This window comes from Microbacterium sp. LTA6 (genome assembly GCF_045690355.1).
Classification (GTDB): domain Bacteria; phylum Actinomycetota; class Actinomycetes; order Actinomycetales; family Microbacteriaceae; genus Microbacterium.
Map to the genome: position 1 here is coordinate 1,207,537 of NZ_CP147855.1, position 14,925 is coordinate 1,222,461.

Below are 14,925 nucleotides of genomic sequence, written 5' to 3' on the forward strand. Positions count from 1 at the left end.
GGGGCCACCGACATTCCGACCTCGCTTTCAGGCTGATGAGAGAAGGATTTTGAGCGATCACGAACCCCGGCGAAGACGCGCGGCGGCAGGGTCGCAACTACGCTGAAAACCATGTCGACGCACCCAGTCATCGTGATCGGCGCTGGAATCCTGGGCGCATCGATCACCTATCACCTTGCCGCCCGCGGCGCGGATGTCACCCTCGTCGATGCAGGCCTGCCGGGCGCCGGCGCAACGAGACATTCCTTCGGCTGGATCGGCCGCGCGCCCGGCGATCTCAGCGCTGCAGGGGAATTGCGCGCGCTCGGTCGTCTTCATTGGGAACGCCTCGCACGAGAAGTTCCCGGTCTCGATGTCCATTGGTCAGGCGCCCTCGTCTGGGGCGACCATTTCGCCAGTGCGGCAACCCGGGATGGCCCGGCGGCGATGCGCGAGCCCCACCTGACGGCACCGCCGGCGCTCTCGGAGTTTCGTCCGGACGACGGGTGGCTGAATCCCACCCGCGCCACTGAGGCGTTGATCAGTGCCGCACAGGCGAATGGCGCTTCTGTGAGGTTCGGCACTCCCGTCACTCGACTGGTCAGCTCTCGAGGTGGCGTGATCGACGGTATCGAGCTTGGCTCGGAGAAGCTGAATGCTTCAACGGTGGTCGTGGCGGCAGGCATCGGGTCATCGGCCCTCTGCGCGACAGCCGGACTGGAGCTGCCGATGGTCTCGAGCCCCGCCATCATGGTGAGACTCCGGGCTCCCTCGGGCATCGTCCGGGGCATCGTCGCCAACGACCTGTTCGAAGCGCGCCAGGACGTCGACGGGACCGTGCTCATGCCACTCGACTACAACAAGGAGTCTTCGACGGAAGAGCTGATGCAGGCTGGCGAGGACGCGCGCCGTCTGTTCGGGGAGTCGTTCACAGGCGCACAGGAAGCGGCCCTGCTGAGCGCGGAGATCGGGTGGCGACCGATGACCGCGGACGGCGAGCCAAGAGTCGGCTACGCCGGAACGCCCGGCGTGTACGTCGCCGTGGCGCATCCCGGGATCACGCTCGCCTCCGTCATCGGAGATGCGGCGGCCGAGGAGATTCTGACGCGGACCGCCCGAGACGAGTTGGCTCGCTACCGACCCACCTGATCAATCCTCGGTGGTGCGCAGGCCCTCCACTCATCCGCTCTCGCGCGCCACCAGCCTCCGTTCGATCCGAAGGACGTTGTCCCGCGTCCGTTGGATGGCTTCCGTCGTGAACTGCATCAGCGGCGTGTGGACGACAGCGGTGGCCGCCTCCTTGTCCCCGTGAAGCAGGAGTTCCACCGCAGCCGCGGCCTCATCGACGGTGGCCGCGTTCGTGACGAGACGTGCGATCTCTTCGAGCACGCCGGCACTCTCGACGAGCGCCTTCTGGCGGCGGTGGTTCTGGCGGAGGTCCTCGGCCTCTTCAGCCGGCGTGCGGGCGCGCGAACGGAATCGCGTTCTGTGCTGATCGATCTGTTCCTGAGTGAGCTCGAGCGGCAGGGGTGTGGTCGTCGCGACGGGCAACATCGCGAGCATCGCGTGCAGTTCGTAGCGACCAGGTTGAAGCGGGCGCCACTGCGACTCGTTGATGCTGACGTGGACTCGCGCGTATTCACCCGGGTCCAGCGGAACGGCCGGGTTCTGCCCTCCGAAGAAACCGAAGCTCGTAACCGTGTCTTCGGTTCCGGGTGCTCTGACGTCGCCGATGACGAGGAAAGGATCGCCGTCCGGCCTCCATCTCGCCTCGCCCGTGTTCACGATGTCGATCACGAACACGCCGTTGGCTGCTTCGTCCTGGCTGAGCGGCGCCCACCGGAGAACGAGTCCCCGCGCACGCTCCACCCGGCTTCGACGGACTGGGAGCGATTCGGGGTAGACGCTCACGGGGGGAGCTGGTGCCCCGAACTGGTCGACGCCGATCTGCGCCACACGCCAGGTTGCCGCCGAGGCCCCCTCGGGCGCACCTATCACCACGCCGCCGGAATCCTGCCGGCGGAGCACACGCCATCCGTCAGCGGGCACGTCGTCACGGGAACCGTCTGCGAACTCCACGCCGAGCTGTTCGAGCAGCGATACAAGGCTCTCACCGGTGCCGAGGAGGGCCACGGAATCGACATCGAGCGAACCGATTTGGGGATCGTCAGCGTTCGGACTCACCCCTTGATCGTGACATACGAGGGTGGGATGCACAGCCGGTATCTGCCTTGCAGGTTCTCCAGCCGACGGGGATGCCCGCGGAACGTATCCCGCGGGCATCCCCAGATCGTCTACCTCACCACGCAGGAACGCGAGTTCTCCCAGCCCCAGCCGTCACCATCCGGGTCGGATGCTGCGCTCACGCAGTACGGATATCCGTTGGGAGCCGTGCCCCCGCTTGCGCGCACCACGCAGGAACGCGAGTCCTCCCAGCCCCAGCCGTCGCCGTCGGGGTCGGATGCCGCGCTCACGCAATACGGGTAGCCGTTCGGAGCGGTGCCACCACCCGTGCCACCACCCGTGCCGAACACACTGGCGACCTGCGGCGAGCGCGCCTTCAAGCCGTCGGCGCCGTTGATGAAGCGCTCGCCCCATGGTGTCAGCGACGATGCGTTGAAGCCGTTCGCCATGTCGAGGTACTCGACCCCGCCGCTGTTGCCCGACCACGACCACCCGAGCATTCCGATGCCCGTGCTGCGGGTGTAACTCATGATGGTCGCCTCGTCGGGGTTGCCGTCGGAGTGATCGATGCCGAACTCGCCGACCATGAGGGGCAGCCCGCGGCTGCGGAACGAGTCGATGTACGCGCGCACCTCGGCCGCGGTGTCGAAGACGCCGTACATGTGCACGCTGAACACCGTGTTGCCGTCGGCCGCGGCGACCGTCGCCGCGTTGTCGCGCATCGTGAACGACCAGTCCTGACCCCAGTTCGGGGCATCGGCGATGAGCATGTGCGTGAGACCGGCCGTGCGCAGCGTCTGGATCGCCGAGATCGTCGCCGACGTCCAGTTCTGATAGCCCGCGTTGCCGAAGGGCTCATTGCCGAGGTTGATCATCACGTACTTCTCCTGGCCGATCAGCGCCTGCTTGACGCTGGTCCAGTACTGCGCCGCCGCGGCGAGCGTTCCGGCGGCGGCATCCTCTCCGTAGCCGGTGGTGTCGTGGTTCTCCAAGATGCAGACGAGCTGGTTCTCCTTGCACTGGGAGATGACGCTGGTCACCTCCGCGGCCGATGTGGTTCCGTAACGGCCGCCACTGATGACGACGCGAACGGAATTGGCTCCCGCGGCGCGGATCGCCGCGAACGAGCCGGTCTGGCTCGGATACCAGACGTGCGCGTGATTGATCCCCTGCGGGACGAACTCCGTGCCGTTGGCGTCGAGGATGCGGCCGCCGCTCACCGAGAATCCGGTGGTTGCAGCGGTGGCCGCGGCGGGGGCGGTGCACAGCGCTGCGAGCGCGATCACCGCGCCGATCAGCAGTGCGAACAGGCGTTTCATCATTGATCTCCTTCGCTGCGAGCGTCGGTGCTCGCGTTGTGGGGTGCAGCAACTGCGGCCGCGTGATGAGGCAGCCGCAGCCCGGTCAGCGGGGGGCTGACGAGGTCGACAGACGCCGCTCCGGTGTGGTGCGGGGTCAGAAACGCATCCCGTTCGGCGTTCTGCGATGTCTTTTCGACCTCGCGTCAGGGGGCGGGACAGGGCGGAGGGGGCGGGATGCGGTCAGCGACGAGTCTTGGCCAGGTACCTCTCGCGCAGGTACCGGCCAGCGGGCTTGCCGTAGGGGCAGTAGTCGTCATTGGCGTCGGCATCACCCTGCGCATAGAGCGCGGGCGGCCAGTCCCACAGCATGAAACCGCGCATCCATGGCCGCGCATCGCACGCGTCGAACATGGCCCGGTAGTAGCGCAATTGCTCTTCGCCCGAGGGAGCACCGACGAGGTTCCAGTCGTTCGGCTTCTCCGGTGAGCCGACGCGCGACGGGCAGCCGGCCTCCATGAAGAAGAACGGCTTGCCGGATGCCGCGACGACCGATTCGATGCGGTCGAGCTCGGCCTCCCAGCTGTCGATCGGGTAGTACCCGCTCGAGGTGATCACGTCGACGGCATCCCACCACGTGACGTGGTCCTCCTGGTACTTGTCGCAGTTGTAGGTGACGATGCCGGAGTACACCTCGCGCACGGCCGCGATCAGTGCCCGCCACTCGCTCTCACGGGCGTCTGCCCGCACCATCTCGCAGCCGATGCAGAGCATCTCGCAGCCCTCGGCCTCGGCGATCTCGGCCGCGTGCAGGATGAACTCCGTGTACGAGGCGAACCAGGCGCTCCAACTCGGCTCACCGGGGACATCCCAGTCGAAGAACCCGATGTAGGCGCGCCAGGTGCCGTCGCTGACGTTCACGACCGGCTTCAAGCACACCTTCAGCCCGCGCGCCTTGGCTTCGCGAATGGCACCGACGATCTCCTTCTCGGTGACCGTGGGAGCCTGGTCCCAGGGCATCTCGGTCGACTGCGCCGTGGCCTGTTCGACCGCGTACGCGATGGCGGTCCAGTTCACTCCGTGGTCCACCATCGCCGCCATCGATGCGGATGCTGCGGGAGCGGCCCACGTGCCGCGGATGCCGGTCCATCCCCACGTCATCCCCGCGACGTAGGGCGCGAGGGGCTCGTCAGCGCGTTTCGTCTCGCGGAGACCTGCACTGAGCGAGCGCCAGCGAGTCGAAGTGTCGCTCAACGCACGGGGATCGGCATTCATCGAGCGACCAGCTCATTCGCGGTCCGGACCACGCGCTCGGACGTGAACTCGTCGGCGCGGGCCTCGGCGGGATGCCGCACCAGGAACGTCGCCGTCTCGCCGGGCAGCAGCGTCACGAGTCCCTGCTCGGTGTAGGCCGCCGGATCGACCTTGTCGACGAGCAGCGAGAGATCACGCACCAGGGTGGCGGCGCTCACCCGCACCTCGGTGCCGCCCTCGACCGGTGTCGTCTGGAACGACAGCGAAGCCGCGGCGAGCGCGGAGTCGCGCGGCTCGGCGTAGAACCAGAACCCGCGCTCACCGGCATCGACCACCAATACCTCGGCGGCGGCATCCGACGGCGTCGTCACCGAGGCATCGAGAGAGATCGTCACCGCGCCCCACGCCTCGACGGCGAACGGCACGTCGACGCTCGCCAGTGCGGCGCCGTCGAACGTCAGCCGCCGCACCGACAGCACTCCCGACCACTCGTCAGCCGTGTCATTGCTCAGCACGGCAGCGAGCCCCTCGCCTCGCGGCTGCACCGAAACCACCCGCGGCGCGAACGCGATCTTGAGCGCATGCCAGAGGGGCTTCAAGCGCTCATCGCCGTCGATCGCGGCCCACGACGTGACCGGCCAGCAGTCGTTGAGCTGCCAGACGACGGCACCCATCGTGTGCGGCGCCCACGAGCGGAAGTGCTCCAGAGCGAAGCGCACCGCATTTGCCTGATTCAGCTGCATGGCCCAGTGCCAGCTCTCCATGTCGGCGGGCATCCGGAAGTGCGGGAGCAACCCGTGGGTCAGCTTGACGTTGCCCTCCATCGCCTTCTGATGCACGATCATGCCCGGCGATTCGGGAGTGAGCGGTGCGTCACTGACGGAGCGCACCAGGGTCGACCACGCCGGCGGCCCCTGCCAGCCGAACTCGGCCACGAATCTCGGGCGCTGGTCGCGGTAGGTCGGGTAGTCGAGGCGATTCCACTGCTCCCAGAGGTGCATGGTGCCATGCGGTTCGGCGTTCGGATGCTCTCCGCCAGGACTGAACGGGCTACCGGGGCTGTACGGCACGTGCGGGGCGAGTTCAGCGACGAGGTTCGGGAAGAGCTCGTGGTAGTAGTAGGCGCCCCAGGTCTTGCCGTCGAGAGAGGTCTTCCACCCCCAGTCCTCGAACCCCCACAGGTTCTCGTTGTTGCCGGTGAGCAGCACCAGCGAGGGGTGCACCGCGAGCCGCGGGATCTGCTGGCGTGCCTCCGCCTCGATCTCGCTGCGCAGCGGCTCTTCCTCCGGGTACGCCGCGCAGGCGAACAGGAAGTCCTGCCAGGTCAGCAGTCCCAGCTCGTCGCAGAGTTCATAGAAGTCCTCGGATTCATAGATGCCGCCGCCCCACACCCGCACGAGGTTGAGGTTCGCGGCGACAGCCTGACGCAGTCGGCGCTCGTACCGAGCGCGATCGACCCGCACGGGCAGCGCGTCGTCGGGAATCCAGTTGACGCCCTTCACGAAGATCGGTCGGCCGTTCACGACCAGTGTGAACGGGGTGCCCTCGGCATCCGGCGTCGTGTTCCATTCGACCGTGCGGAAGCCGACCCGTCGGGTCGTCTCGTCGCGCACGCCGTCGTCGCTGCGAAGCGAGACGGATGCCTCGTACAGCGGCTGATCGCCGTGACCGACCGGCCACCAGCGCTCGACGTCGGCGGCCTCGACCGCGACCGAGGCCGTGTCACCGACGACCTGCGCCGAGACACTCGATCCGCCGAGCGACGCCACGACCGTGAGCGGCGTGGTGGCCGCATCCGCCCGCTCGATGTCGATGTCGATGTCGACCCGACCTCCGGCTGACGTGGGAGCGGCCGCGAACCGGGCCTCCGCGATGCGCGCGACAGACCAGGATTCCAGGCGCACCGGGCGCCAGATGCCGGAGGTGTAGGTCGCGATGCCCCAGTCCCAACCGAAGTTCGACGCGGATTTGCGGATCGCCTCGTACGGCAGCGGATACGGGCGGGGGCGGGCGCCGAGCTCGAGACTCTGCGCATTCGCGTACCGGATCGGCGAGCGGAAGGCGACCTCGAGCGTGTTCGCGCCCTCGACCAGCAGCGCGCGCACGTCGACGCGGAAGGAGCGGTGCTGGTTCGCCGACTCGAGCACGACCTGCCCGTTCAGGCGGACCGTCGCCACGGTGTCGAGGCCGTCGAACACCAGGTCGTGCCGCTCGTGAGCATCGGGTGCCCAGTCGAAGCTCGTCGCGTACGTCCAGTCGACCAGCCCGATCCAGGCGAGGAGCGCCTCGTTGTCATCGAGGTACGGGTCGGGGATGAGGCCGGCGGTGAGCAGGTCGGTGTGCACGCAGCCCGGCACCGCGGCCGGTACGGCATCGGGGAGCGCGAACGTCTCGGGCACCGGCCCGGATGCGGCCGTCAGGCTCCACCCGGTGTGGAGGTCCCGGCGGATCGGGGCGGTGAGCGTGGCGGGGATGTCGAGGGTCATTTGACTGCTCCGGAGGTGAGGCCCTTGTAGATCCACCGCTGCAGGAGGAGGAACGCGATGAGGGTCGGGACGATGACGATGAGTGCGCCGGCGGAGATGATCTCCCACTGCGAGCCGAACGGGCCCTTGAACCGGAACAACGAGGTCGAGATGAGATCTTCTGAGGGGAGATAGAGGAACGGTGAGTAGAACTCGTTGTACACCGCGATGCCCTTGATGATCACGACGGTGGCGATCGCCGGCTTGAGCAGCGGCAGGACGATGCGCCAGTAGATCGTCCACCTGTTCGCGCCGTCGATCATCGCCGCCTCGTCGAGCGAGACGGGGATCGACGCCATGAACTGGATGAACAGGTAGATCGCGATGATGTCGGTGCCCATGAAGAGCAGGATCAGCGCGGCCTTGGTGTCGTAGAGCCCCAGGCCGTTGATCACCTGGAAGGTCGCCACCTGACTCGTCACGCTCGGAATGAGCGTCGCCACCAGGAACAGGCCCATCACGAGCTTGCGCCCACGGAACTCGAATCGGTCGAGCGCATACGCCGTCATGGTGCCCAGGATGATCGTGCCGACCAGGGACACCCCGAGCACGATCAGCGTGTTCACGAAGCCCATGAACATGTCGCCCCGGGTGAACGCGGTGACGAAGTTGTCGAAGTTGAACCAGTTCTGCGGCGGTTCGAGCGCGCCCGTGGCGCCGTACTCCTGCGCCGTCTTGAGGCTGGCGAACACCACGGAGACGAGGGGCAGCAGGGTGCACAACGCGGCGATGATCAGGCTGAGGTACTTCGCCGTGCTCGCGGAGATGCCTCGTGCGCGGATGGCGACCAGGTCGGGTCCGCGGCGCGTGCGACCCCGCGGATTGACGGCGGGGTTCGTGGTCGTGGCGGTCATGTCAGATCCACCTTCTCGTCGGGGAAGAGCCTGCGCTGGATCCAGGTGACCGCCAGCACGATGAGGAGCAGGACCACGGCCATCGCGGAAGCGAGACCGACCTGGCGGAAGTTGAATGCGGACTGGATCGTCTGGATCACGAAGGTCGAAGTGCCGTTCGCGCCGCCGGTCATGATGAACGGGATCTCGAAGACGCTGAGGGAGCCGGCGACCGCGAGGATGAACGAGAGCCCGATCACACGGCGGATGCCGGGGAACACGATCGCCCAGAACTGCTGCCACTTGCTCGCGCCGTCGAGTTCCGCCGCCTCGTACAGTTCGCTGGGCAGCGATTGGATCGCACCGAGGAACAGCACGAAGTTCATGCCCATGTAGCGCCAGACGCTGGTGCCCGCGAGCGACCAGTTCGCGATGTCGGGGTCGCCCAGCCACTGCGGGGGCTCGGCGACGCCGAACCACGACAGCATCGTGTCGAGCGTGCCGCCCGGCTGGAAGAGGTAGAGGAAGACGAAGCCGATCGCGACGCCGTTGATCAGGTAGGGGAAGAACAGGATTCCGCGGAAGAGGTTCTGGAATCGTGTCGAGAAGCTGAGGATCGTGGCGAAGTAGAGAGCGAGGCCCATCTGCACGAACGAGGCGGCGAAGTAGTACAGGCTGACCCCGAACACCTGGAGGATGCGCGGGTCGGTGAACACCTGGACGTAGTTGTCGAACCCGATGAAGTTCTTCTCGAGATCGAGCCCGTCCCAGTCGGTGAAGCTGTACCAGATCAGGTTCACGGCGGGCCAATAGGTCAGCAGCAGCAGCAGGCCGACGGCCACGGCGATGAACAGGTACGGCGTGAGCCGCCGCATCATCTTTCCGCGCGCCGCCCGGCTCGAAGCGGGCCCGGAGGGCCGCTCGATGCGGCCCTCCGGTGCGCTGCCGACGACCGTCTCCGGTGTCGTTATCGCCATGTCACACTCTCCGTCGCGTCGATTCAGTCCGTCAGCCGGCGAGGGTTTCGACCGAGGTCGCCCAGCGCTCGTTGAGCTCGGCGAAGTAGCTCTCCTTGTCGCCGTCGGCAGCGCCGCGGGCGACGTCGACGAGCTTCTGCCGGTAGATCTGACCCCACAGGTCGATCTGGGAGTCGTTGGACACGTCGCTGAGCAGGCTCTCCTCGCCGGCCGGTGCCGGGTTGGTCTCCATGAGCTCGACCTTCTCCACGGTGAAGTCGCCCAGGTTGGCCGGGAGCTCCTTCTCGGTGACGGTCGAGATCATGCCCTGGGTCTCGGTGAAGCCCGAGTCCTCGATGAGCCACTGGATGAACGCCCAGGCGGCCGCCTTGTTCTTCGAGTGCTTGCTGACACCGAGGTTGTAGTCGCCGCCGATGATGGAGTACTGCGTGCCGTCGACGCTCGTGGGGAATGCCATGTAGCCGATGTCGTCGGCTGACGCCCCGTTGTCCTCCGCAGCAGCCTGCATCTGCGAGATCGCCCACGAGCCGAGCGTCATCGCAGCGATCTTGCCGGTGCCGATGTCGATCTTGGACTGCTCCCAGTTGGTCGTCAGCGGGTCGGGCTCGGTGAGTCCGGCCTCGACGGCGTCGTAGAGGAGGGAGTCGATCGCGTAGATGTCGGTGCCCTCCGTCCACGGAGCGTCGTCCTTGGCCATGTGGATGCCGGCGTCGGGGTCGTTCGTGATGGAGCCGAGGTTGCTGAACGCCTGCGACAGCGGCCATCCGTCCTTGTAGTTGGTGTACAGCGGAATCGCGTCGGTGCCGTCCTTGACCTTCTTCAGAGCGTCGAGGAACTCGTCGGGCGTCTTGGGGAGTTCGGCGACTCCGGCCGCTTCGAAGACCTTCTTGTTGTAGAGCACGCCCTGCGCGTTCCCGCCGATGGCGAGGCCGTACTGGGTGCCGTCGTAGGTGTGCGTGTTCAGGAACCGGTAGGTCTCTGCGAATTCGCTCGTCTCGCCGAGCGGCTCGAGGAACTGCTCGAACTGACTGGGCTGCATGGTCGGGATGCCGATCACGTCGCCGTAGTTCTTCGTGGAGAGACGCGTCTTCATCTCCCCCTCGTAGTCGGTGATGCCCTCGAACGTGAGCTTCACGTCGGGGTACTCCTTGTTGAACTCCTCGGCGTACGCCTCGAACGTGCCGTCTTCGACGAGGTCGGTGCGCCAGGTCACGACCTTGACGTCTCCCTTCACCTCGCCGTCGATCGTGTTGTCGGGATTGCTCGACGCGCCTGCCGAGCACCCGCTCAATGCGATCGCCGCCACGGCGAGCGCTGCTGCTGCCACCACTGTCTTCTTTGCCATGTGAGGACTCCTTGTCAGGTTCACCCTTGAACTGGGGCCGCCCCGGTGTGCGGTGGGGCTGCTCGGGACAGATTAGGCCGCTGAGCACGCGATCTGCAACTAAATGTCAGCGCTGTCTAGCATCATTTCTTTGCAATTTTGGCCGGTCTAAATCGCTTTGAACTGGGCTTTCTTGGGATGCCTCATCGACGGAGAATGAACTAATGTCTCATAAATGTCCTTCGATAGACACGGTCAGGGGTGTTTGCTAGGCTCTCCCTGCCGATCGGTGTCGCGAAGGAGCAGAAGATGGCAGTGCAGCCCAGGGCGACACTTGACGACGTCGCCCGCCTCGCCGGGGTCAGTTCGAAGACCGTCTCCCGCGTCTACGCCGATCGTGAGTTGGTCTCGCCCGAGACCGTCGAGCGCGTGCTCAGCGCCGCGAAACGGCTGCGCTTCCGCCCGAACACGCTGGCACGCAGCCTTCGCCGCGGAGGCGCCACGAACGCGATCGGCTTCATCATGGGCGATCTCGGCAACCCCTTCTATTACAAGGTGGCCTCCGGCATCGAGGAAGAGCTGCGCAGCAGCGGCCACGCCCTGATCGTCGCGACGACCGATGACACCCCTGATGGCGAGGAACGGGTGGCCGACGCCCTGCTCGCCCAGCGCATCGGCGCTCTCCTGCTCATTCCGGTGGCCGACGACCAGTCGTATCTCGAAGGAGAGCGGCAACTGGGCACGCCGGTCATCGCGCTCGATCGCCCCGCCCGCAATCTCGTCGCCGACTCGATCGTGCTGGAGAACCGACGTGGCGCCCATGGCGCGACCGTGAAGCTGCTCGAGCGAGGTCATCGGAAGATCGCGTACGTCTGCAATCCGGCCGATGTCTACACCCAGGCCGAGCGACTGCGCGGCTATCGCGAGGCCATGGCCGCGTACGGCGTGCACGACACCGCCGCACTCGAGCGGCTGGTCGATGACCGTGCGATCGGCGGCGAGGAGATCGTCGGCGCGCTCCTCGACGAATCCGATCCTCCGACCGCGATCATCACCGGCAACAACCGGATGACGGTCGGCGCCCTACGTGCTCTGCGTGCACGACCCGACCGGGCAGAACCAGCGCTCATCGGCTTCGACGACTTCGACACGGCCGACGTGCTCGGCGTCACCGTGGTGTCATATGATCCCGTCGAGCTCGGCCGTCAGGCCGCGAAGCTCGCCATCGCACGCATGGCCGAGCCGACCGGGTTCACGAGCCAGATCGAGCTGCCGACCTGGCTGATCGAGCGCGGTTCGGGCGAACGTCCCCCCATCGTCGAAGGAGAATCCCGTTGACCGCTCCGCTCGTGCACCTCGAATCTCACGGTACGTCCGTCATCATCGACCTCTCGACGGTCGGCCTTCCCAGCGTGCTGCACTGGGGAGCGCCGCTCCGCACCGGACTCGAAGGTCACGATGACGCCCTCCGGGCAGCGCTATCGCGCCAGAGCGTGCCCCGCACACTCGACGCGCCGTGGCAGGTATCGCTCTCTCCGCAGGAGGCCGACGCATGGAGCGGCCGACCCGGCCTGCAGCTGCGTTCCGAAGGTGTCCTGCTGCACCCGCGATGGCAGGTGAGCTCGACGGATGCCACGCCGGACCGCTGCGCCTTCACGGCCAGGGACGAAGCCGGCGGCGTGGAGCTGACGATCGAGCTCGCGATCGAGGCGGGCGGCGGCGTGCGCGTCGACCAGCGACTGCGGCACATCGGCGTCACCGGCTCGCCGTCGGTCGAGGTGGATTGGCTGGAGAGCATCCTCCCCGTGCCGACGACCACGGACCACCTGCTCACCTTCGATGGGCGGTGGGCGCGGGAGAAGCGCCCCGTCGTGACGGCGATGCCGGTCGGATCCACCGTGCGGCAGTCGCGGCGCGGACGCCCCGGCCACGATTCGCCCACCCTGCTGGTGGCGTCGGAGGGTGCGCCTCGGTGGAACGAAGGAAGGCTGTGGGCCACCCACGTCGCCTGGTCGTCGGACGCCACCTATCGCATCGACCGGATCACCGACTCGGTGACGCAGTTCGGCGGAGGCGAGGTCCTGCGCCCGGGAGAGATCGTGCTCGCGCCCGGTGATGAACTGGCCGCACCCTCGGTGCTCTTCGCGCACTCCGAGGAGGGGCTCGACGGCATCGCAGCCGCCTTCCACTCCCTTCTGCGTGCCCGCCGACAGCATCCGTCCTCTCCCCGGCCGTTCGTGCTCAACACCTGGGAAGCCGTGTACTTCGATCACGACCCCGAGAAGGTCGCCGCGCTCGCCGAGCGTGCGGCCGCGGTCGGCGTGGAGCGGTTCGTTCTCGACGACGGCTGGTTCGCCGGCAGACGCGACGACACCACGAGTCTCGGCGACTGGATCGTGGACCGCCGTGTCTGGCCGGATGGACTCGGCCCGCTGGCCGCGCGCGTCCATGAGCTCGGAATGGAGTTCGGGCTGTGGTTCGAACCCGAAATGGTGAGCCTCGACTCCGACGTCGCGCGGGCGCATCCTGATTGGCTGCTGCACGACCCCCGCCATCTCGATCACGACCCGTCTCTGTCCTGGCGCACGCAGTTCGTTCTCGACCTCGCGAACCCCGGCGCGTACGCGCACGTGTACGGCCAGATCGACGCCCTCGTCGCCGAGCTCGGCATCGACTTCATCAAATGGGACCACAACCGCGATCTCGTCGACAGCGTCCACGACGGCCGCCCCGGCGAGCACGCGCAGACCCTCGCGGTCTATCGCATGTTCGATGAGCTGAAGGCCGCACATCCCGGCCTCGAGATCGAGTCGTGCTCGTCCGGCGGGGCGCGCACCGACCTCGGTATGCTCGCCCACGCCGACCGCGTCTGGGCGAGCGACTCCAACGATCCGGTCGAGCGTCAGGACATCCAGCGCTGGACCGGGATGCTGCTGCCACCGGAACTCGTCGGCGCCCACGTCGGACCGGCAGAGACGCACAGCAACGGTCGGGTCACGCCCCTGTCCTACCGGATGGCGACGAGCCTGATGGGATCGTCCGGGCTGGAGTGGGACATCCTCGGCTGCTCACCGGAGGAGACGGAGGCCATCTCCCGCTTCGCCGCGCTCTACAAGGAGCTGCGCCCCATCGTCCACGGCGGCCGCACCGTGCATCCGGACCTGCGGGATCCGGCGTGGCGCGTCACGGGATTCGTCACGGATGCCGCGGCCGTCTACGTCGTCGCGACCGTCGCGAGCCTGGAAGACGCCAGAGCCGAGCGCCTGCGGTTCGCCGGCCTCGACCCGACGCGCCGCTACCGGGTGCGGGTGCGCCGGGAGATCGGCGAGGCCCGCTGCGGGTGGGTCGCTCCGGAATGGTTCACCGGGGAGGGGATCGAACTCCCGGGCGGCGTACTCACCGAGGTGGGAATCCAGCTGCCGACGCTGTGGCCGGTGCAGGCTTTCGTGCTGCACGCAGAAGCGGTCTAGGGTACGACGGTGGGAACCAGCGCGCACGCGAAGCAGACGGTGACGATCGCCGAGATCGCCGAGCGCGCCGGTGTGTCTCCCGGTGCGGTTTCCTTCGCTCTCAACGGACGCAAGGGGGTCTCGGAGAGCACCAGGGCGCGGATCCTCCTGGTGGCCGATGAGCTGGGCTGGGCGCCGGGTGCCGCGGCCAAGGCGCTGACGGCGAAGAAGACGAACAGCTTCGGCCTGGTGCTGGCACGTGACCCGCGAAGCCTCGGCGCCGAATCGTTCTTCATGCAGTTCCTCGCGGGGATGGAGAGCGAGCTGTCGCCACGCGGATACGGCCTGCTGCTGCAAGTGGCGCCGGATTCCGCGAGTGAGCTGAAGACGCTTCGTCGCTGGCGCACGACCAGGCGCGTCGACGGGGTGCTCCTCGTCGATCTGCATGTCGACGATCCGCGCGCCGAGTACTTCGCCAAGCATCCGGAGTTCCCGGCTGTCGCCGTCGCGGATCCTTCCGCGGCGCCGGGACTCACCACGGTGTGGACCGACGACGCCGAGGCGATGCGCGAGGCGGTCAGGGCCCTCGCCGGGCTCGGGCACCGCCGGATCGCGCGCATCGCCGGTCTCTCCGACCTCGCCCACACGCAGATCCGCAATGCGGCGTTCGATGACGAGATCCATGCCCTCGGGTGCGAGGGCATGCTGCTGCGCACCGACTACTCCCCGGAAGAGGGCGCGCGTGCGACGGAGCAGGCGCTGGCGTCTGAGCATCCGCCGACCGCCTTCGTGTACGACAACGACATCATGGCGATCGCCTCGCTCGCGGTCTTCTCCCGCGCCGGCCTGCGCGTACCCGAGGACGCCTCGGTCATCGCCTGGGATGACTCTCTGATCTGCCGGTACATGGCACCGGCGCTCACGACGCTGAGCCACGACGTGGTCGCCTTTGGCGCGCACGCCACCCGGCGGCTGTTCGACGTGCTCGGCGGTGCTGCGCCGAACGCCTTCCTCGATTCGACACCGCGGTTGGAGACGCGCGGGTCGACCGGGGCCGCCATCGGGATGTGAGCAGGACTCAGCCGGCGAGCGTCCGCGGCAG

General features: G+C 67.3%; 11 protein-coding genes. 4 read left to right on the plus strand and 7 right to left on the minus strand.

All coding sequences use genetic code 11. The features are described from left to right. Positions 1-111 precede the first annotated feature (111 nt). Positions 112-1,128 carry an NAD(P)/FAD-dependent oxidoreductase gene (locus tag LTA6_RS05700; protein ID WP_407358895.1) on the plus strand — a complete coding sequence of 339 codons (1,017 nt, stop codon included), beginning with the start codon at positions 112-114 and terminating at the stop codon, positions 1,126-1,128. A 30-nt stretch (positions 1,129-1,158) separates the two neighbouring features. On the opposite strand, the gene LTA6_RS05705 is transcribed toward LTA6_RS05700, so the two are convergent. The 7 genes from LTA6_RS05705 to LTA6_RS05735 all read right to left on the minus strand — a co-directional run bounded on the left by LTA6_RS05705 (position 1,159) and on the right by LTA6_RS05735 (position 10,395). Next, positions 1,159-2,163 (minus strand): hypothetical protein, encoded by a 1,005-nt coding sequence (locus LTA6_RS05705; protein ID WP_407358896.1) that lies wholly within the window; start codon positions 2,161-2,163, stop codon positions 1,159-1,161. Between the two features lie 110 nt (positions 2,164-2,273). Next, on the minus strand, positions 2,274-3,482 hold the full coding sequence (locus LTA6_RS05710; RefSeq protein WP_407358897.1) for a cellulase family glycosylhydrolase: 1,209 nt from the start codon (positions 3,480-3,482) through the stop codon (positions 2,274-2,276). A 222-nt stretch (positions 3,483-3,704) separates the two neighbouring features. Then, a complete protein-coding gene (locus LTA6_RS05715; protein WP_407358898.1) occupies positions 3,705-4,736 on the minus strand; it encodes a glycoside hydrolase family 113 in 1,032 nt (343 codons plus the stop codon). Further along, entirely contained in the window at positions 4,733-7,201 is a 2,469-nt protein-coding gene (locus LTA6_RS05720; protein ID WP_407358899.1) for a glycoside hydrolase family 2 protein, read from the minus strand. Before LTA6_RS05720 ends, LTA6_RS05715 begins: the two co-directional genes overlap by 4 nt. After that, positions 7,198-8,094, minus strand: coding sequence for a carbohydrate ABC transporter permease (locus LTA6_RS05725; RefSeq protein ID WP_407358900.1), 897 nt, complete (start codon positions 8,092-8,094; stop codon positions 7,198-7,200). Before LTA6_RS05725 ends, LTA6_RS05720 begins: the two co-directional genes overlap by 4 nt. Next, on the minus strand, positions 8,091-9,050 hold the full coding sequence (locus LTA6_RS05730; RefSeq protein ID WP_407358901.1) for a carbohydrate ABC transporter permease: 960 nt from the start codon (positions 9,048-9,050) through the stop codon (positions 8,091-8,093). Before LTA6_RS05730 ends, LTA6_RS05725 begins: the two co-directional genes overlap by 4 nt. Before the next feature lie 31 nt (positions 9,051-9,081). Continuing rightward, entirely contained in the window at positions 9,082-10,395 is a 1,314-nt protein-coding gene (locus tag LTA6_RS05735; RefSeq protein ID WP_341976590.1) for an extracellular solute-binding protein, read from the minus strand. A 288-nt stretch (positions 10,396-10,683) separates the two neighbouring features. Here LTA6_RS05735 and LTA6_RS05740 point away from each other — a divergent pair, with 288 nt between their 5' ends. The 3 genes from LTA6_RS05740 to LTA6_RS05750 are packed head-to-tail and all read left to right on the plus strand — an operon-like array spanning position 10,684 to position 14,894. Next, positions 10,684-11,712, plus strand: coding sequence for a LacI family DNA-binding transcriptional regulator (locus LTA6_RS05740; protein ID WP_341976591.1), 1,029 nt, complete (start codon positions 10,684-10,686; stop codon positions 11,710-11,712). Further along, on the plus strand, positions 11,709-13,844 hold the full coding sequence (locus LTA6_RS05745) for an alpha-galactosidase (RefSeq protein ID WP_341976592.1): 2,136 nt from the start codon (positions 11,709-11,711) through the stop codon (positions 13,842-13,844). The genes LTA6_RS05740 and LTA6_RS05745 overlap by 4 nt, the downstream gene beginning before the upstream one ends. 9 nt (positions 13,845-13,853) lie before the next feature. Beyond that, positions 13,854-14,894 (plus strand): LacI family DNA-binding transcriptional regulator, encoded by a 1,041-nt coding sequence (locus LTA6_RS05750; RefSeq protein WP_341976593.1) that lies wholly within the window; start codon positions 13,854-13,856, stop codon positions 14,892-14,894. The last annotated feature ends 31 nt before the right edge of the window (positions 14,895-14,925 follow it).